Raw genomic sequence first — 17,056 nt, 5'->3', positions numbered from 1 at the left:
CCTGGTACAATCGGCGCATGACCGCCGACACGCTCCGCTGCCCCGGCTGCCGCCGGCGCGTCCGGGTGCCGGCCGGCACCGACCCCGGCCGGTCGCGCTGCTCGAAGTGCCGCACCCGCCTCCGCGCGGCCGCCGCCGACGACGCCTACCGCGTCTTCGCCGCCACCGTCGCCGACGACCCGCCGGCCGACGAGCCCATCTCTCTTGACGAGTGCGAGCCGATCTCGACGGCCGGCCCGGCCACGGTCGAGTTGCCGCCGCCGGTCAAGGTGCCGGCCGCGGTCGGCGGCGCGCACCCGCTCCGCGGCCGCGTCACCGCCGTGTTCACGCCGTTCGGCCTGTTCGTCGAGCGCGAGGCGAACCGGCCGCTGGTGTTCGCCCCCGTCGGCACCGTCGCCGTCGCCGCCGGCCGCGCGCTCCGCCTCAGCCTCCCCGGCGGGCCGCTCGCCCTCCTCCTCCCGACGCCACAGCTGACCGCCGACACGGCCGCGTTCCTGGCCGGCACCCGCCCCGTCCCCGATGTCCCTGTCCGCCGCCGGCCCGTCTGGCTCCGCCCGGCCGCGGCGCTGCTCGTGCTCGTACTCGTCGGTGCGGCGTTCGTCGGCGGCGTGGCGCTTTACCTGACCCAGCGACCGCCGCCGCCGGTCGAACCCCCGCTGGCGCCGCCACCCGTGGAGCTGCCGCCGGTCGAGCCGCCGCCCGCGCCGCCGACGCCGACCGAGCCGCCGAGCTACTTCGACCTGATGACGCGCGACGGCACCACGCGGCTGCCCGACGGCCCCGCCGCGGTCACCGCGCTGGCCGTGACGCCGGACGGCAGCGAAACAATGGTCGGCTACGCCGACGGCACCACGTGGGCGTGGCGGCTCGACCAGCCGACGTTCGAGCCGCCGCGCGTCGGCCCGCGTGGCCTCGGCCCGGTCCGCCGCATCACGTTCGGCGGCGACCACGTGTTCCTCGCCGGTGACAGCGGGCTGTCAGTGGCCGCCGCCCGCGCGCCGCGGCTGACGCTGCTCGTCCCCGGCGCGCCGGCGGCGGCGCTGCCGGAGCCGAACCGGGAGCGGTTCGCCGCGGTGCGCGGCGACAAGCTGACGGTCCGCTACGCGCCGCTGGCGCTGCTGACGGACCCGCCGGCGGCGCGGGTCAAGCAGGGCGTCGTCACCAGCACGCCGAAGGACGAGACGATCCCCGCCGGCCCGTGGCAGGACGTGCCCGCGCCGGGGGTCACATTCCTGGCCTGGCACCCGGCCGGGAAGCTGCTGTACGGCACGCCGGACGGCACGGTCGTCACCCGCCCGCCGCCGCCGAAGGGGGGTGCTCCGACGCCGCGGCTGCACCGGGCGCCGGTGCGGGCGTGGGCCGTGGGGCCGACGTGGCCCGACTTCGCCACGGGCGACGACGCCGGCGTGGTGGGCGTGTGGCCGGCCGGGGGGGCGGCGCCGTTCCCGCTGAAGGTGGGGTCAGCGGCGGTGAGGCAGCTGGCGTTCAGCCCGTGCGGCGGCGAGCTGGCCGTGGCCGACGCGGCGGGGGCGGTCGCGGTGTGGAACCTGCCGACGCGGGCGAAGGTGTTCGAGTCGTTCCGCCTCGGCGAGCGGGTGATCGCCTACGGGCCGCGGGCCGACGTGCTGATGGTGTCCGACGGGAAGGGCGTGGAGCTGTGGTGGCTAGAGGGGCGATGAGGACGGCGAGCGGCCCGCGTCAGCGGGCTGTTCCTTCGCACTTCGACGCGCTAGCAACAGCCCGCTGACGCGGGCCGCTCGCCACACCTCACCACACCCGCGAGACGATGCACTTCAGGTAGCCCGACTCGCGGCACGTCACCGCCACCGGGTGGTCCGGGCTCGGGCCGCGGCGCTCCAGGATTTGCGCGTCGCGGCCCGCCGACACCGCCACCTGCGCCACCAGCTCCTCCAGGTCCGTCATCGTGATGAGGCCGGTGCAGCAGCACGACACGAGGATGCCGTCGCGGTCCAGCAGCTTCATCGCCAGGCTGTGCAGCCGGCGGTAGCCCTTGATCGCGTCCGGCAGCGCGGCGCGGTTGCGGGCGAACTTCGGCGGGTCGAGCACCACCACGTCGAACTTGCGGCCGGCCTGCGCCAGGTCGTCGAGGGTGCCGAACACGTCGCCCTTCTGGAAAGTCGCCTGCGGCAGGCCGTTCGTGATCGCGTTGCGGCGGGCCAGCTCCAGCGCCGGCGCCGACGAGTCGAGGCCGAGCACTTCCGAGGCGCCGGCCTTCGCCGCGTACAGGCCGAACCCGCCGCTGTAGCAGAAGGCGTCCAGCACCCGCCTGCCGACGCACAGCCGGGCCACCGCGGCGCGGTTGTCGCGCTGGTCGAGGTAGTAGCCGGTCTTCTGCCCCTCCGCGAGATTCACCAGGAATTTCAGGCCGTTCTCCTCGATGGTCAGGTCCGCCGGCGGCGCCTCGCCCCACAGGAGCTCGTCGTGCAGCTCCACGCCTTCGAGCCGGCCGATGCCCTTCTCGGTGCGGAGGTAAATGCCGCGCGGCTGGAGCACGTCGCGCAGCACGTCGGCGATCATGTGGCGGCGCTGGCCCAACCCCAGCGACGTGAACTGCACGGCGAGCCAGTCGGCGTAGCGGTCCACGACCATGCCCGAGAGGTAGTCCGCCTCGCTGAACACGACGCGGTAGCCGGCGTTGGGTACGCCGAGCTTCAGCACGTCGTGGCGCAGGCTGACGGCGCGCTCGATGCGGCCGCGGAAGAAGTCGGCGTTGAGCTCGACGCCGGGCTCCCAGCTGTAGAGGCGGACGTGGATTTTGCTCTGGCTGTTGAACAGCCCGCGGGCGACGAAGTTGTTCGCCGCCGAGAAGACTTCCACCTCGGCGCCGTCGGCGGGGTCGCCCTCGACCTTGTCGATGGCGCCGGCGTAGACCCAGGGGTGGCGGCCGAAGAAGGGTTCCGCCCTGCGTGCCTTCAGTGTGACTCGTCCGACGTTCATAGTGTCGCAATGAAGGGGTGAGGGGGTGAGGGGGTGAAGGGGTGAGAAGAACCACCCGCTCCGTCACCCCTTCACCCCCTCACCCCTTCACCCCTTCATGTTTCCGAACGGGGTTTAAACGCCCAGCTGCACCCGCCCCATGTACGCCAGGGCGCGGTCGGTGTCGGTGCTCTGCTTGCGGGCGTCGAGCAGGGCGCGGACGCGGATCAGCAGCTCGGTCTTGTTGATCGGCTTCGTGATGAAGTCGTCGGTGCCGACGGCCACGGCGCGCTCGATGTCGGCCGGCTGGTCCAGGGCCGTTACCATCAGCACGCCGACGGACCGCGTGGCGGCGTCGGCGCGGAGCCGCTCGCACACCTCGAACCCGCTCAGCCGCGGCATCATCACGTCGAGCAGGATCACGTCCGGCTGCCAGTCGCGCGCCGCCGCGAGGGCCGACTCGCCGTCGGGGGCGATGCGGGTGTCCAGGCCGGAGCCGTCGAGGTGCGCCTCCAGCAGCTCGGCGTTCGGCTGGCTGTCGTCAACAATCAGGACGCGCGGCATGACCACCTCGGGCGGGACGAATCGGTATTATAGGCCCGCGGCGGGGAACGGGGGTGCGGCGTGGGCGTGCGCGTGATCTGCAACCCGAACTACGCCGCCCACGTGCCACCGCACGAGGTGGACAACGGCGCCGTCGTGCCGCCGTGGGAGGTGCCCGGCCGCTTCGACGCCGTCCGCGCCGCGCTCGCGGCGCACGGCGGCTTCGCCTTCGAGGACGCGCCGGCGCTGTCAGTTGACGTGCTGACCGGCCTGCACGACGCGGGCTACGTCGCCCACCTGCGCGACACGTCGGCGGCGCTCGCGGGCGGCGGCGGGTGGGTGATGCCGTCGGTCTTCCCGTTCGCGCCGGGCGAGCCGCGCGGCGAGGCGGCGCGCCGGGGTGCGTACTGCTTCGACACCTTTACCGCGATCACGGCCGGCACCTGGGCCGCGGCGCTCGGCGGGGCGGCGGCCACCTACCGCGCTGCCGAGCTGGTCGCCGCGGGTGAAACGCGGGTGGCCTACGCCTTGACGCGGCCGCCGGGCCACCACGCCGAGCGCGGCCGCTGCGGCGGGTACAGCTTCCTCAACAACGCCGCCCTCGCCGCCGACCTGCTCCTCGACCTCGGCCCCGTCGCGGTACTGGACATCGACGTCCACCACGGCAACGGCACGCAGCACCTCTTCTACGACTCGCCGGACGTGCTGACGGTGTCCGTCCACGGCGACCCGGCGGGGCTGTTCCCGTACTTCAGTGGCTTCGCCGACGAGACCGGCACCGGCCGCGGGCTGGGCTTCAACCTGAACCTGCCGCTGCCGCCGGGGACGGGGGTGGACGGGTATCGGCCGGCGGTGGCGGCGGCGCTGGAGCGGGTGGGGCGGCACCGGCCAGCGGCGGTAGTGGTGGCGTTCGGGGCGGACGCGCACGAGGCCGACCCGATCGGCGGGATGCGCCTGCCGACGGCGTACTTCGCGGAGTTGGGGGCGGCGGTGCGGGCGCTGGGCGTGCCGGCGGTGGTGACGCAGGAGGGCGGCTACGACCTGGCGACGGTGGGCGCCTGCGCCGCGGCGTTCCTGGCGGCGCTGGGCGACGAAGTGAGCCGAGGCGCGGCAGTCCCCCCTTGACGCCCGCCCACCCGGAGTGTACTTTGTGTCACAAAGAACTTGACACAAAAGCGGCAGGAGAGGGTCATGCGGAACCCGGGCCGACGCATCCGCGGGGCGATCGGGACGGGCCTCGCGTGGGGGACGTGGCTCGGCGCGGGCGTCCTGGTGGCGCGCGTGCCCGGGGTCGATTCCGACCTCCCGTTCGTCTACCAGTTCGCCCCGTTCGGCATTCTCTCCGGCGTCATTTTTTCCGAGGCTCTCGTGGCGATCGAGCGCCGCCGTAGGTTGGACCGTGTGTCGCTCTCGCTCGCCGCGGGGTGGGGCGCCGTGAGTGGCCTGTTGTCGGCCGTCGTCGTCGCGGCGCTTCGAGGAGACGTGTCGGAGGTTCTGGTGTTCGGCCCCGTGCTCGCCCTGGCGGGCGCGGCCTGCGCCGCGGGCACGCTGGCCCTGGCCCGGCGCCCGGAGCGGGCACCCCTGGCCGGCCCCGGCGGCTCGACCGCAGCCTGACTGGCCGCGGTCGGATTGGCGGGCCCGGCTGCCTAGCACTTCACGGTCTTGCGCTTCTTGACGCCGCGGGCCACGGCCTTCGCGATGGACTCGGGGGCGTAGGGCACCTTGCACGCCGTGTCGCCCATGTCCACCTCCACGCGGCCGATCCGCTTCGCCGTCGCCACGGCCGCGTCGTGCAGCGGCGCCACGTAGCTGCCGACGGCGATCACGAAGCCGTTCATCGCGTAGCGCACCCGGTCGGGCTGCTCGTGGATCGTCTTCTCGACGCGCGCCAACAGCCGCGTCAGCTCCGCCAGGTCGAGGGCCGCGTCCGCGACGACCGCCACCAGGCAGCCGAGCGTCGCCCAGCCGGCGACGGCGGTGCGTTCCTTCTTCGCGTCGATCCACTCCAGCGCCAGCTCGCGGCCGTGCTTGCTGCCGGTCGCCACCCAGGCGACGGTGTACTGACACAGGGCGTCGCAGCCGGCGCCGGCGACCCAGCGGCGCAGGTCCGCCTTCGTCATCCGCGCGTCGTCGGCGACGAGGCCGGCGAGGTACTGGGCGTCGTAGATGCCCGTCGCGTACAGGTCGAGCGCCAGCCGGTAGTCCGTCTTGACCCGCTTCTGGACCTTCTTGAGGTCCTCGATCTTGACGCCGAAACAGGCGTCGGTCACGCCGTGGGTGCGCAGCACCTTGCGATACTGCTCGGTGCCGAGCGTCTCGATTTCGGTCAGGACGTCGGTCGCGGTCATGTCGCCCCCCGAACCCCGGCCGGTGAATGGTCGGAGCCATCCTACCGGCCGGCTCGTGGGGGCGCAACCGCCGACCACCGTCAGCCGCGGGGCAGGTCGGCCTCCGGCGCCAGGTACGCGTCCAGCGGCGTGCCGCGGCGGCGGCGCTGCTCCTCCTGCGCCTCCAGGAACTGCGCCAGGCGCGCCGCCCACTCGCCCGTCGCCGCCGGCGCGAACGCCGCCGGGGCCGCCGCCGCCGCCCCCGTCGTCAGCGTCAGCGTCCACGTGTCCAGGTAGCCGCCGTCCCCCGCCGACAGGTCTTCGACCTGCAGCCGCCACGTCCCGTTCGGCGACCTGCCGTTCAACGCCGCCAGCGCCGCCCCCGGCCGGAACGTCCCCGTAAACGGCGCCGCCGCCCCGCTCACCGCCGTCGCCGCCTGGTCGTCGAACGTCGTGCCGAGGAGGTTGTTGCCGCTGCCTCCGTACCGGTTGAACAGCCGGACCGCCGTGCCGTCCGGGGCGATCAGCGTGATCCGCAGGTCTCGCGTGTACGTGTGGAACAGGTTCAGCGACACGTTCACGTCCTGGATCGGCCCCGTCAGCCCGGACACCACCACGGTCGAACTCACCGTCACCCTCCGTGAAGCGGTGATGGCCACGTCGGTGCCGTTCGTGAACGACTGCGTCGCCGGGGGCGCTGCGACCGAGATCGCCGCCGTCGCCGAGGCCACGCCGCCGCGGCCGTCGCTGATCGAGTACACGAACGAGCCCGTGCCGCTGAAGCCCGCCGTCGGCGTAAACACCACCCGCCCGTTCGAGATGACCGCGGTGCCGCCCACGACGTTCGTCACGCCCGTGACGGTGAGCGCGTCGCCGTCGGGGTCGGAGTCGTTGGCGAGCACGTCCACCGTCACCGGCGTGCCGGCGGTGGTGCTCGCGCTGTCGTTCACCGCCACGGGGGCGCGGTTTACGGGCGCCGTCACCGTGACCGCCGCCGTTGCCGAGGCCACCCCGCCGCGGCCGTCGCTGATCGTGTACACGAACGACGCAGCGCCGCTGAACCCGGCGGTGGGGGTGAACACGACGCGGCCGTTCGAGACGACCGCGGTTCCGCCGACCAAGTTCGTCAGGCCGGTGATCGTGAGCGCGTCGCCGTCGGGGTCGGAGTCGTTGGCGAGTACGTCCACCGTCACCGGCGTGCCGGCCGCGGTCGTGGCGCTGTCGTTCGCGGCGACCGGCGCCTGGTTCGGCGCCGCGCTGTACGGCGGCACGGTCCCGGTGACGCGGTAGTTGCCGAGGCTGCCGTAGTTCGAGAAGCCGGTGCCGCCCACCGAGCCCTTCCCGGTCCCGCTCACCCGCAGGAAGTACAGCCCCGCCTCCGGCAGCGTGTAGCTCACCGCGGCGTTGATGGCCGCGGACGGGTTCACCGTCATCAGCACCGTGCCGGTCGCGTCCATCAACTCGGCCTGCACGGCGAGGTTCGGCCCCAGCGCCAGCGGGTCCACGGTGATTGCGGCCAAGCCGGCGCCGGCGTAGAAGGAGAACACGTCGGCGTCGGTGTTCCGCTCCACCACGCCGAACGTCGTGGACACCGCCGCGGACCCGGGCGCCAGCAGCGGCGTGGCCGTGGCCAGCGTGTTGCCGAAGTCGTCCACGCGGTACGTGAAGCCGTTGTTGCCGGTGATGACGGCCAGGTCGTCCTGGGTGTTGTTGGCGCCGGTGTACTCGCCCTTGCTCCACTGCGTGAGGTTCGGGCTGTACGACGCCCCCATGATCGGGCCCCACGACGTGACGCCGGTGCCGTGGCCGCTGTAGTAGCCGGCCGTCGCGGTGCCGTCGTGGCCGAGCCCGAGGGCGTGCCCGGCCTCGTGCGACGCCGCCTCCGCGACCGACTTCTCGCCGGTGTTGAAGACGTAGACCGGGGTGTAGTTCGAGTAGTTGAACGACCCCACGTAGGCGACGCCGCCCGACCCCGGGGCCGGCGCGTCGTTCGGCGTCACCACGACGCGGATGCCCCAGCGGGTGTCGCCGGTGCCGAACTTCCGCAGGTCTTCGAGGTTGGCCGGCTGCTCGGTGGTCACGTTGATGTTGAAGGGGGCGAAGTCTTCCGACACGCGCGCCCAGATCTTCTGCATGGTCTGCTTCTCGGCGTCGCTGAAGGCGGCGCCGTTGTTGGCGGGGTCGTACGCGGGGCTGGTGAGGTTGTCCCAGTTGGTGCCCGTCACGTCGCCGGTGGTGTGGCCGTCGAAGTCGAGGAAGACGGTGTGGTTGGCGGTGGGGTTGCTGTGGAGGTTGAACGTCTGGGCGAGGTCGTAGGTGCCGCCGGCGACGGCCCACACCTGGGCGGCGTCGGGCACCTCGCGGGATTCGAGGCCTTCGAGGGCGAGGCGGGGCCGGGTGAACACGGACATGCGCGCTCCTGCGTCGGAGAATGGACGTGGTGCCCGCGGCGCGGAAGGGGAAACCTGCGCGGCGGGGGGATCGGGCGACGGGAACGAATGACGGGCTTGTAACGAGTGTAGGACACGAACCGGGGGCGTGCGCGGGGATTCGGGCGATTTCTCGACCCGGGCCGGGATTTATCCATTCAGCGGAGGTGGGGGTGGGTGCCGTGGACGCAATACCCGCCGGCCGGGTCGCGTCACAGCCCCCGGGGGTGACGGACCGGGACGACCCGGAAGACGCGCTTCGTGTGGCAGTCCAGGCGGTCGTACTCCAGGGCGTCCGTCGCCGCCTCGCGGAGGGGGTCGTAAATCCGGTCGCGGTGCAGCACCACCAGGTGCGACCCGCACACCCACCCGTCCGGCTGCGGGTCGGCGAGGATCGCGGCCGGGTCGAACGGGGTGTAGATGCCGACGACGAACAGGTCGTCGAGCTTGACGAGTTCGCGGATGTAGTAGCGGAGCTTGCGGACGTCGGTGGGGAGGTACGCCAGCTTCATCCCGAACCGGCCGAGGGTGGCGGACCACGACACCGGGTCCTGGGTGTTCACCGACCCGGCGATGTCGCACGCGTCGGTCCCGGCCGCGATCGCCAGGCCGGTCGCGACGCATGTGAGCCCGACCTGGCGGACGTGTCGGAGGTCGCGCTTGCGGAAGAACGCGTCGGTGGTGTTCGGCCACAGCGGCGCCGTTGCGTCGGCCATGCCTTCCTTCCCTCGCGGAACAATTAGCTCAGCAGCGGCCCCCGCCTGTGCGAGCTGTGGCCACGAGAAACCTACAGGCGGGGGCCGTCTGCTGCAGCGCCAGGTTCGGCGGGCCATCGCTCCCAGGCCACGCCCTCGTCAAGCTGGCCCGTCTCCGCGAAGTGCCGGCACACGCGGAGGACGACGGCCAAGTCGTTGCAGAGGTACGCCTCCTCGAACGACGCCCCTTGGTCGGTGATCCAGATGTCGATCAAGTCCTGACCGCACGGCCGAGTGGGATCACGAAACCGCCACCGCTCTCGCCACCGGCCGTCGTTGCCCGACAGCCCGTACTCGCCTTGGCCGCCAATCACGTTCAGCACCCACAGGTCGGCTTCCCGCTCGGCCCGGGGTAGGACGATGTTTAGGAACGGGTACTCGGCACGGTCGAGCCTCCTGACGGCCGCCTCGATCTGCGGCCACGTCGGCGCTGCGGTAACCTCGCGGTGCCAGCCGGTGCCCGCGCCGGGGTAGACGATCACCTCCAGTTCAACAGCGAGCATCCGTCGAGCGCCCTCCGCCGCCGAACGAAAGAACTGATGCAAGCCGCGGTGTACCGTGGGGGTAGTCGCCCCCTTCACCCCGAGGAGCGCATCATGACCGGCACCACGATTCTCGCCATCGACCTGGGGAAGTACAAGTGCGTGTCGTGCACCTACGACAAGGTGACCGCCGCCGCCGAGTTCCGCACGACCACCACCTCCCGGGCCGAGGTCGAGCGGCTCATCCGGGGCACGAGCCCGTCGGTCGTCGTGATCGAGGCGTGTACCCTCGCCGGGTGGGTGGCCGACCTGTGCGGCGAGCTCGGCGTCCCGGTCAAGGTCGCCAACACCGCGGCCGAGGCGTGGAAGTACAAGCACACGAAGCGCAAGACGGACCGGGACGACGCGCTGCGGCTGGCCCAGCTGGAGGCGCTCGGCCAGCTCCCGACGGTGGTCGTCCCGCAGAAGCGGGTGCGGGAGTGGCGGGCCTTGATCGCCCACCGCCAGGCGCTCGTGACCCAGCGCGTCGCCGCCCAGAACCGCATCCGGGCGGTCCTCGTCGGCCAGGGGCTGCCGGCCCCGCGCGGCGCCCGCGCGTGGACCGCGGCCGGGCTCGCGGGGATCGCCGAGCACGCCCGGCCGCTCGCCGAGTGCGGGGCGGACGACCTGTGGCGGGGGATGCTCGACCTGGCCCTGACGGCCTACCGCCAGGCCGACGAACTGGTCGCGGTCGCCGAGGCCAAGCTCGACGCGATCGGGCAGGCGGACGCCCGGGTCCGGCTGCTCGACACCGTCCCCGGTCTCGGCCCGCGGACGGCCGAGGCGGTGGTCGCCCACCTCGACGACCCGACGCGGTTCCGGAACGGCCGGCAGGTCGGGGCGTACGGCGGGCTCGTCCCGCGGCAGTTCCAGTCGGGCGAGGACGACCGCCGCGGCCGGATCACCAAGCGAGGGCCGGCGGTGCTGCGGAAGCTGCTGGTGCAGTGCGCGTGGTGCATGCTCCGGTACAACCGGTGGGCGCGGGCGGTGTTCGACCGGCTGAGTCGCGGCAAGGCGCGGCGGAAGCAGGCGGTCGTCGCCCTCGCGCGGCGGGTGCTGGTGCGGTGCTGGGCCATGCTCCGGGACAACCAGCCGTGGCGGGCCGACCCCGACCCGGCACCGGCCGCGACGGCCGCCTGACGGCGGCGGCGTGAGCCCTCGGACGTGACGTGAGACCTCGCCCGTGATGGTGGGGGGAGAGCCAACGGGACCCAGTCGTGCCAGCCCGCAGCTTTGTGTACCCGAGGCGGGGTGACCCGCCGGAGTGGTGGCCGAACGAATGGGCGGCGCGGCGGATACCAGTTGGTGGGCCGGTCCCTCGGCGCCCCGGCGCGACCCGGACCGCAGCCCGAATAGTCGAGTGCGACCCGACGGCGACCCCCGACCGACTGACGTGGAGAGCCCCCGCGGCCGGCGGGGACGGGGTAGTGTTTGCCTCGCTCGACCCTCAACCGCGGGTCAGCGACCGGAAAGGCAAAAACACCCTGGAAAAACCGGCCCGCTTGAGTTGACAGGACCGCGGCTTCATAGTCATAAAGCTCAGCAGCGGCCCCCGCCCGTGCCAGCTGTGGTCACGAAAAACCTATAGTCGGGGGCCGTCTGCTGCAGCGCCGGGTTCGGCCCTCCACCACTCCGGGGGGTCGGGCTGCTCGCCCGCCATGTGCCGCTCCATGACATCCAGGTATGGCTGCCCCGGCCCCTCGCCCTGCATCAACCACCCGAACGCGGTGAACCCCTGCGCGTAGGCGAGAGCGTACAGCTCGGCCGCATGGGCCTTGCGGTCTTCCCACGGCCCCCCGCCGTACCCGTCAACGTACAGCCCGGCGAGGTTGAATGAGGCCGGTCCGAAGCCGGCCGCCGATGCGGCCTCCAGGTATCGCGCCCCGGCGGCTTGGTCCGCGAGCGCCGTTGCCTCATCGGCTGCCGGGCCGTCGGTGGCACTGAGTTGGTCGAGGCGTTCGACCCGGTGCAGACCGTATGCGAGTAGCGAGCCGACGGCCCCTTGGGCTTGCGGGTCACCGGCCTCGGCCAGCGGCAGCCAGAGCCGGTACTCCTCGGCGAGCCTCCCGGCTTCACTGGCTGCCAGCGCCGCGGCCCGTCGGGTTTCCAGGGCGTCATCCATCCCCGCCCTCCGAGGCCGAACCACTGATTAGATTGCTAAAATTCAATCTATCACATGCCGCCCCCGGGAAAGGCCCGCGGGACTTATCCCAATTCCGCTTCAATGGTTATGGGCGACGGTCAGATCGACGCCACCGCAACCTATCCCACTAACGCACACCGACGGTCCTCACTCCGCATCGAGCGGGCTCGTCACCCCGTGGCCGCCCTTGTTCAGCACGTGCGTGTAGATCATTGTCGTCGCCACGTCCGCGTGGCCGAGTAATTCCTGCACCGTCCGGATGTCGTAACCCGCTTCCAAAAGGTGCGTCGCGAAACTGTGCCGGAAGCTGTGGCTGGTCGCCCGCTTCGCGAGCCCCGCTGCTCGCACCGCCTCCGTCACCGCCCGCGAAATCGCCGACTCGTGCGCGTGGTGCCGGCGTTCGGCACCAGACCGGGGGTCAATCGACAGCTTAGCCGAGGGAAAAACGTACTGCCACTTGAATTCCCGGTCGGCGTCGGGAAGTTTACGGGCCAGCGCGTCGGGCAGGTACACCCGGCCGCAGCCCGCGGCCAGATCGGCCTCGTGAACCCGCCGCGCCTCCGCCAGCTGGGCCACCACCCGCGGCCGCACGGCGGCCGGGAGCATCGTCACCCGGTCCTTGTTCCCCTTACCCTCTCGTACCACAACCTCCGACCGGTCCAGGTCCACGTCCTTCACCCGCAGCCGCAGCACCTCCAGCAGCCGGAGCCCGCTCCCGTACATCAGTTCGGCCATGAGGCGGTACGGGTCGGCCATCACGCCCAGCACCCGAGCCACCTCGGGCCGCGTCAGCACCACGGGCAGCCGCTTCGGCCGGTTCGCCCGCACCACGCCGGAAATCACGCCCGGGTCCGCCCCCAGCACCGCCTGGTAGAGGAACAGCAGCGCGCTGAAGGCCTGGTTCTGCGTGCTCGCGCTCACGCCGCCGTCCACGGCCAGGTGCGTGAGGAACGCCGTCACCTCGGCCGCCCCCATCTCGCGCGGGTGCCGCTTGCCGTGGAAGAGGACGAACCGCTTCGCCCAGTCGTGGTACGCGTCCTCCGTGCGGATCGAGTAGTGCCGCAGCCGGCAGGCGTGGCGGACCTGGTCGAGGAGGCGCGGCGGCGGCGGGGCAGGGGGGTGCGACACGGGCGGCTCCCAGGGCGGGAACGGGCGTTCAGTCCGTCAGCATCGCCGGCCACGAGCTCCGAGTCAAGTCGGCGGACGAACGCGGGTTGTGGCCCGCACGTCGGTCCAACGATCTTTTGTGGCATGGACTCAATTCGTGCCTCGACCCCCCGGGGGGGGGTCGAGGCACACAATGCCCGCGGGGCGAACGTCGGCTCAGCGGTGGAACGCCACCACCTCCTCGCCCAGCCGCCAGCTCCTGCGGGTTCCCCTCCAGCCCACGGGCCAGCTCCTCCACCTTCGCCGGCACCCCCGCCAGCAGCCGACCCAGCGCGTGCTTGTCGCCGTTCGCCTTCAGCACGGCCACCACTACACCCCGGCGGACGGGCCGCGGCGGCCGAAGATCATCGACACCACGGCCAGGATCAGGAACACGACCAGCAGAATCTTGCCGATCCACGCCGCCTCGCCGGCGATGCCGCCGAACCCGAACACTGCGGCCACGAGCGCAATGACAAAGAAAATGATGGCGTAACGAAGCATGGCACGTCCCCGGTGAGTGTGAGCCGCACCACACAGAGCGGTGGGCGGATTCCAACCAACGCAACTCCCGGGCCGAATGCCAGCCCGGCCGCGAATGCCGCGGAACGGGTCAACCCACGCCGGCTGGGTGGTCGATACAAACCGCACGTAGGGGCGTAGGGGCCGAACCACCTTGCCCGGCTTGCCGCCGTCGGCTATCGTGCCGCCGTCCGCACGGAGGCACGGCATGGTCCGCGGGTCGATCCTCGTTCTGCTCGCTGCCCTCGCCGTCGGCTGCGCCAGCTACCGCTCCCGCGGACAAGGCCCGTTCGCCGACCGGCCGCGGAAGGGCACCACGCCGCCCGCCGCGCTGCCGCCGGTCAACCCGCCGCAACCCGCGGCGCCGGTCGCCAACCCGACGCCCCCGCCGCCCCCGGCCGACCGCGCCGAAGCGGCGCCGGTGCCGCCGCGGCCCCCGGAACCGATGACGACCACAATCGCGCCCCCGGCCACGCCCCGGCCGCCGGCCGTCGAACCGGCGCCACGATCCGCCAGCCCGTCACCGGTCAGCGTCGCACAGCAGCCGCCGGCCGTCGAGCCGGCGCCGCAGCCCGCGTCGCCACAGGCGAACCCGGGAGCGTTGACGAAGCTCGCCGACACCGCCACGAAGCGCTGGGCGGGCATCGACTCGTTCGAGGCGAAGCTGACGCGCCGCGAGGTGGTCCGCGGCGAGGCGGCACAGACGGAGGAAGTGCTGCTCCAGCTGCGGAGCCAGCCGTACGCGGTGTACATGCGGAACACCGGCGAGGTCGGCCGCGGCCGCGAGGTGCTGTACAACCCGAGCCGCCACGAGGACAAGGTTCACGCCATCGTCGGCGAGGGCGACTCGCGGCTGTACAAGGCGGGGCTCAAGGCGCCGTCGCTGTCGCCGGACAGCCCGCTGGTGAAGAACAAGAGCCGCCGCAGCATCCGCGACGCCGGCCCCGGCACCGCCGTGGCCCTGTTCGCGCGGCTGGTGCAGGCGAGCCCCGCCGACCTGAAGTACGTCGGCCCCGTCCGCCGGCCCGAGTTCGGCGACCTGCCGCTGGAACTGGTCGAGCAGACGGTGCGGCCGCGTGCCGAGCCGGACGCGGAGCGCGGCGGCGTCCGCAGCTGGTACTTCGACGCGAAGCCCGATTCCCCGTCGTTCGGGCTGCCGGTGCTGATGACGCTGGTGGAGTCGGGCTCGATCCCGCCGAAGGAGCTGGAGTTCTACTGCTACACGCAGGTGAAGGCGCCCGCCGGCCTCACGGACGCCGACTTCAACGTCGAACGCCTCAACCGCCCGCGGCGCTGATTATCCCGAGGACTGGAGCAGCCCGCGGACGATCAGGCTAGCAGGGCGGCCACGTTCCGCCCCGCGGTCGGCGGCGGGAGTGGCCGGCCATCGCGGCGGATCAGGGCGAGCCAGTCCTCGACGATCTGGCAAAGCTCTCGGTACACCTCAGCCTCGTCCGGGCCGTGACAGCACGGTCCGATCACGCCAGGGCACTGGCCGACGAACACCCCGTCGGCGTCCGACCACTCGACGATCTTCACGTACCGCGCCACATCTGTCATGACTCCTCCCCTTCGCCGCCCTCACTCTCGGTGATCGCCGCGTCTACCTCACGCTCTTGGTACGGTTTGGCGTCGTCGCCTTCCTGACCAGACAGCGTCACCCGCGGACCGACCGGGTGCTCGAAGTTCCGGTGACTCCCCCGCCCGCCGCGGTTCACGACCCCAGCCCGCTCCAACCACCGGGTCAATCGGTGACCGGCTTTCCGCCCGACCCCCTGCCACGCTGACAGCCCCACCTCCTGCTCCCGGCGCCGCTGGCAGGCTTTGGCTACCCCTTGGCGGCGGTGGCGGGGTAAAATGGGGTTGATCGGCGGAGCGCATCCGTCGCACAATCGGCGTCTTACAACCGAACCGCTGCCCGGCGCAGGGGTTCGGCACCGCGGTTGCTTGTCGAGCCGGCCGAGCAGACCTTCCGCGAGGGGGTTCGGACACCGGCCGGCGGAACCCGAGGCGGTGCGACCGCCCCGGTAGGTGAACAGTTATGGTCACCGAAACCCGAGCGAACCCGACTCCCGCCGCCCCGTTCACCGTGGTCGTCGCCGACGACGACCGCGGCACGCGCGAGGCGCTCGCCGACGTGCTCCGGGCGCAGGGCTTCAACCCCGTGCTGGCGGCCGACGGCGGCGAGGCGGTCGAGATCGTCCAGGTGCAGCTGGTTCACCTGGTGCTGTTCGACATGCACATGCCCCGCCTGACCGGGCTGGAGGCGCTGACCCTGTTGCGGCAGACGCTCGACCGCGTGCTGCCGGCCGTGCTGATGACCGCCGACGCCACGACCGAGTTGATGCGGCAGGCGTTCTCGGCGCAGGTGTACAGCGTGATCCCGAAGCCGGTGAAGGCGAACGTGGTGGTCCACACGCTGGCGCGGGCCATCGCCCAGGTGTACGGGCCGCACCCGACAACGACCCCAACCGCGGGCGGGCCGACGGCCCCCACCGCTCCCCCGAAGGCCGGTTGATCCAGGAGAAGTCGCCGATGAAGATCGTCCCGCTGAACGACAAGATTGTGGTCGAGCGCCTCGAGGCCGAGGACAAGACGGCCGGCGGCATCATCCTGCCGGACACGGCCAAGGAGAAGCCGAAGCAGGGGAAGGTGATCTCCCTCGGCGACGGCAAGCTGCTCGACGACGGCAAGCGCGGCGCGTTCCAGGTGAAGACCGGCGACCGCGTGCTGTTCTCCAGCTACGCCGGCAACGAGGTCACCGTCGACGGCAAGGAGTACCTCGTCATGACCGAGGACGACGTGCTGGCGGTCGTGGACTGAGCCGGCCCCCTGCTCGCGGCGGACCACAATCGTGGTCCGCGCGAGCGGCGCCTCAAATACCCCAAATCCCCTTCAATTCCTGCCCCCCGCGGGGCGGCAAACTTTTTCCCTGGAATCCGGGAAAACTCTTGCAGTGGGGTTGACACCACTTATAGTGCAAGCACCGTACCCACGTCAGCGTGGGGCGGGGCGGCGTGCCCGGTACTTGCAGGCGGTTCCTGTTTCGGTCGTCGAACGGGGCCTGGGGTCATCTCGGCACACGGCACTGGTCATGTGGTTGGCCCCTCGCATGGCGACGAACATTTACGTGGGCAACCTGCCCTGGTCGACGACGACTGACGAACTGTTCGCAATGTTCCAGCAGTACGGCGCGGTCAACCGGGCCCAGGTCGTGACCGACCGGGAGACGGGTCGCAGCCGCGGCTTCGGTTTCGTCGAGATGCCCAGCGAGGCGGAGGCCAACGCCGCCATCGAGGCGCTCAATAACCAGCAGATGAACGGCCGGCCCCTGACGGTCAACATCGCCAAGCCCCGTGAGGGCGGCGGCGGCGGCGGTGGGTACGGCGGCGGCGGCGGCGGTGGCGGTGGCCGCCCCCCGCGCGGCGGTGGTGGGGGCCGCGGCGGCTACGGCGGCGGTGGTGGGGGCTACGGCGGTGGGGGCGGCGGCGGAGCCGGCGGTGGCGGCGGCTACTCCGGCGGCTACGGCGGCGACCGGTACTGAAACGACCACCCTGAAGCCCACCCGGTGCACCGGGTGGGCTTTCTTCGTTTTTCTCGCCGCGCATCGTCCTTTCCTGGTGGGAACTTGAGTCAAAGTGCGCCGCCGCGGCCGGTTTTTTCTTGACGAACCGGCCGCGGGAGGAGAAGCTAGGCGTGTCGCCCAGGGACGCGGGCGGGTTCCCATCTTCAC

19 protein-coding genes are annotated in these 17,056 nt (G+C 72.0%); 8 read left to right on the top strand and 11 right to left on the bottom strand.

Features of this window, described 5'->3' with window-relative positions; genetic code table 11:
* Positions 1-17 precede the first annotated feature (17 nt).
* Positions 18-1,679 carry a WD40 repeat domain-containing protein gene (locus ETAA1_RS00240; protein ID WP_145233254.1) on the top strand — a complete coding sequence of 554 codons (1,662 nt, stop codon included), beginning with the start codon at positions 18-20 and terminating at the stop codon, positions 1,677-1,679.
* 88 nt (positions 1,680-1,767) lie between these two features.
* On the opposite strand, the gene ETAA1_RS00235 is transcribed toward ETAA1_RS00240, so the two are convergent.
* Both ETAA1_RS00235 and ETAA1_RS00230 read right to left on the bottom strand, forming a co-directional pair.
* The gene (locus ETAA1_RS00235) at positions 1,768-2,958 is read right to left on the bottom strand and encodes a class I SAM-dependent rRNA methyltransferase (protein ID WP_145233252.1); all 1,191 of its coding nucleotides are present in this window, start codon (positions 2,956-2,958) and stop codon (positions 1,768-1,770) included.
* A 114-nt stretch (positions 2,959-3,072) separates the two neighbouring features.
* Positions 3,073-3,501, bottom strand: coding sequence for a response regulator (locus ETAA1_RS00230; RefSeq protein WP_145233250.1), 429 nt, complete (start codon positions 3,499-3,501; stop codon positions 3,073-3,075).
* Between the two features lie 60 nt (positions 3,502-3,561).
* Between ETAA1_RS00230 and ETAA1_RS00225 the strand changes: the two genes are divergently transcribed.
* Together ETAA1_RS00225 and ETAA1_RS00220 are read left to right on the top strand one after the other, a co-directional pair.
* Complete coding sequence (locus ETAA1_RS00225) at positions 3,562-4,605, top strand: histone deacetylase family protein (RefSeq protein WP_202920549.1); 1,044 nt, start codon at positions 3,562-3,564, stop codon at positions 4,603-4,605.
* Between the two features lie 66 nt (positions 4,606-4,671).
* Positions 4,672-5,094: a hypothetical protein gene (locus ETAA1_RS00220; RefSeq protein ID WP_145233248.1), complete on the top strand. Its 423-nt coding sequence runs from the start codon at positions 4,672-4,674 to the stop codon at positions 5,092-5,094.
* Positions 5,095-5,126: 32 nt separating this feature from the next.
* Here ETAA1_RS00220 and ETAA1_RS00215 read toward each other — a convergent pair whose 3' ends face one another.
* From ETAA1_RS00215 to ETAA1_RS00200, 4 genes are all read right to left on the bottom strand, one after another.
* Positions 5,127-5,828 carry a DNA alkylation repair protein gene (locus ETAA1_RS00215; protein WP_145233246.1) on the bottom strand — a complete coding sequence of 234 codons (702 nt, stop codon included), beginning with the start codon at positions 5,826-5,828 and terminating at the stop codon, positions 5,127-5,129.
* Positions 5,829-5,908: 80 nt separating this feature from the next.
* Positions 5,909-8,218: an Ig-like domain-containing protein gene (locus tag ETAA1_RS00210; RefSeq protein WP_145233244.1), complete on the bottom strand. Its 2,310-nt coding sequence runs from the start codon at positions 8,216-8,218 to the stop codon at positions 5,909-5,911.
* Between the two features lie 230 nt (positions 8,219-8,448).
* The gene (locus ETAA1_RS00205) at positions 8,449-8,952 is read right to left on the bottom strand and encodes a hypothetical protein (protein ID WP_145233242.1); all 504 of its coding nucleotides are present in this window, start codon (positions 8,950-8,952) and stop codon (positions 8,449-8,451) included.
* Between the two features lie 71 nt (positions 8,953-9,023).
* Positions 9,024-9,494 carry a hypothetical protein gene (locus ETAA1_RS00200; protein WP_145233240.1) on the bottom strand — a complete coding sequence of 157 codons (471 nt, stop codon included), beginning with the start codon at positions 9,492-9,494 and terminating at the stop codon, positions 9,024-9,026.
* 93 nt (positions 9,495-9,587) lie between these two features.
* Here ETAA1_RS00200 and ETAA1_RS00195 point away from each other — a divergent pair, with 93 nt between their 5' ends.
* Positions 9,588-10,652 carry an IS110 family RNA-guided transposase gene (locus tag ETAA1_RS00195; protein ID WP_145233235.1) on the top strand — a complete coding sequence of 355 codons (1,065 nt, stop codon included), beginning with the start codon at positions 9,588-9,590 and terminating at the stop codon, positions 10,650-10,652.
* A 442-nt stretch (positions 10,653-11,094) separates the two neighbouring features.
* Here the strand turns inward: ETAA1_RS00195 and ETAA1_RS00190 are convergent, their stop codons facing one another.
* From ETAA1_RS00190 to ETAA1_RS00180, 3 genes are all read right to left on the bottom strand, one after another.
* On the bottom strand, positions 11,095-11,634 hold the full coding sequence (locus ETAA1_RS00190) for a hypothetical protein (protein ID WP_145233233.1): 540 nt from the start codon (positions 11,632-11,634) through the stop codon (positions 11,095-11,097).
* Positions 11,635-11,802: 168 nt separating this feature from the next.
* Positions 11,803-12,783, bottom strand: coding sequence for an integron integrase (locus ETAA1_RS00185; RefSeq protein ID WP_145233231.1), 981 nt, complete (start codon positions 12,781-12,783; stop codon positions 11,803-11,805).
* 348 nt (positions 12,784-13,131) lie between these two features.
* Positions 13,132-13,305, bottom strand: a complete 174-nt coding sequence (locus ETAA1_RS00180) for a DUF1328 domain-containing protein (protein ID WP_145233229.1) — start codon at positions 13,303-13,305, stop codon at positions 13,132-13,134.
* Positions 13,306-13,531: 226 nt separating this feature from the next.
* On the opposite strand from ETAA1_RS00180, the gene ETAA1_RS00175 reads away from it, so the two are divergent.
* Entirely contained in the window at positions 13,532-14,620 is a 1,089-nt protein-coding gene (locus ETAA1_RS00175; RefSeq protein ID WP_145233227.1) for a DUF1571 domain-containing protein, read from the top strand.
* A gap of 32 nt (positions 14,621-14,652) precedes the next feature.
* Here ETAA1_RS00175 and ETAA1_RS00170 read toward each other — a convergent pair whose 3' ends face one another.
* Both ETAA1_RS00170 and ETAA1_RS33710 read right to left on the bottom strand, forming a co-directional pair.
* A complete protein-coding gene (locus tag ETAA1_RS00170) occupies positions 14,653-14,883 on the bottom strand; it encodes a hypothetical protein (RefSeq protein WP_145233225.1) in 231 nt (76 codons plus the stop codon).
* On the bottom strand, positions 14,880-15,119 hold the full coding sequence (locus tag ETAA1_RS33710; protein ID WP_390621230.1) for a type II toxin-antitoxin system HicA family toxin: 240 nt from the start codon (positions 15,117-15,119) through the stop codon (positions 14,880-14,882). Before ETAA1_RS33710 ends, ETAA1_RS00170 begins: the two co-directional genes overlap by 4 nt.
* 245 nt (positions 15,120-15,364) lie before the next feature.
* Here ETAA1_RS33710 and ETAA1_RS00160 point away from each other — a divergent pair, with 245 nt between their 5' ends.
* The 3 genes from ETAA1_RS00160 (at position 15,365) to ETAA1_RS00150 (ending at position 16,867) form a co-directional block, all read left to right on the top strand.
* The gene (locus ETAA1_RS00160; RefSeq protein WP_145233223.1) at positions 15,365-15,841 is read left to right on the top strand and encodes a response regulator; all 477 of its coding nucleotides are present in this window, start codon (positions 15,365-15,367) and stop codon (positions 15,839-15,841) included.
* A gap of 17 nt (positions 15,842-15,858) precedes the next feature.
* Positions 15,859-16,146, top strand: coding sequence for a co-chaperone GroES (gene groES, locus ETAA1_RS00155; RefSeq protein ID WP_145233222.1), 288 nt, complete (start codon positions 15,859-15,861; stop codon positions 16,144-16,146).
* Positions 16,147-16,435: 289 nt separating this feature from the next.
* A complete protein-coding gene (locus ETAA1_RS00150; protein ID WP_145244516.1) occupies positions 16,436-16,867 on the top strand; it encodes an RNA recognition motif domain-containing protein in 432 nt (143 codons plus the stop codon).
* Positions 16,868-17,056 lie beyond the last annotated feature (189 nt).

This window comes from Urbifossiella limnaea (assembly GCF_007747215.1).
GTDB classification, from domain to species: domain Bacteria; phylum Planctomycetota; class Planctomycetia; order Gemmatales; family Gemmataceae; genus Urbifossiella; species Urbifossiella limnaea.
This window is presented reverse-complemented; position numbering and strand designations above follow the sequence as displayed.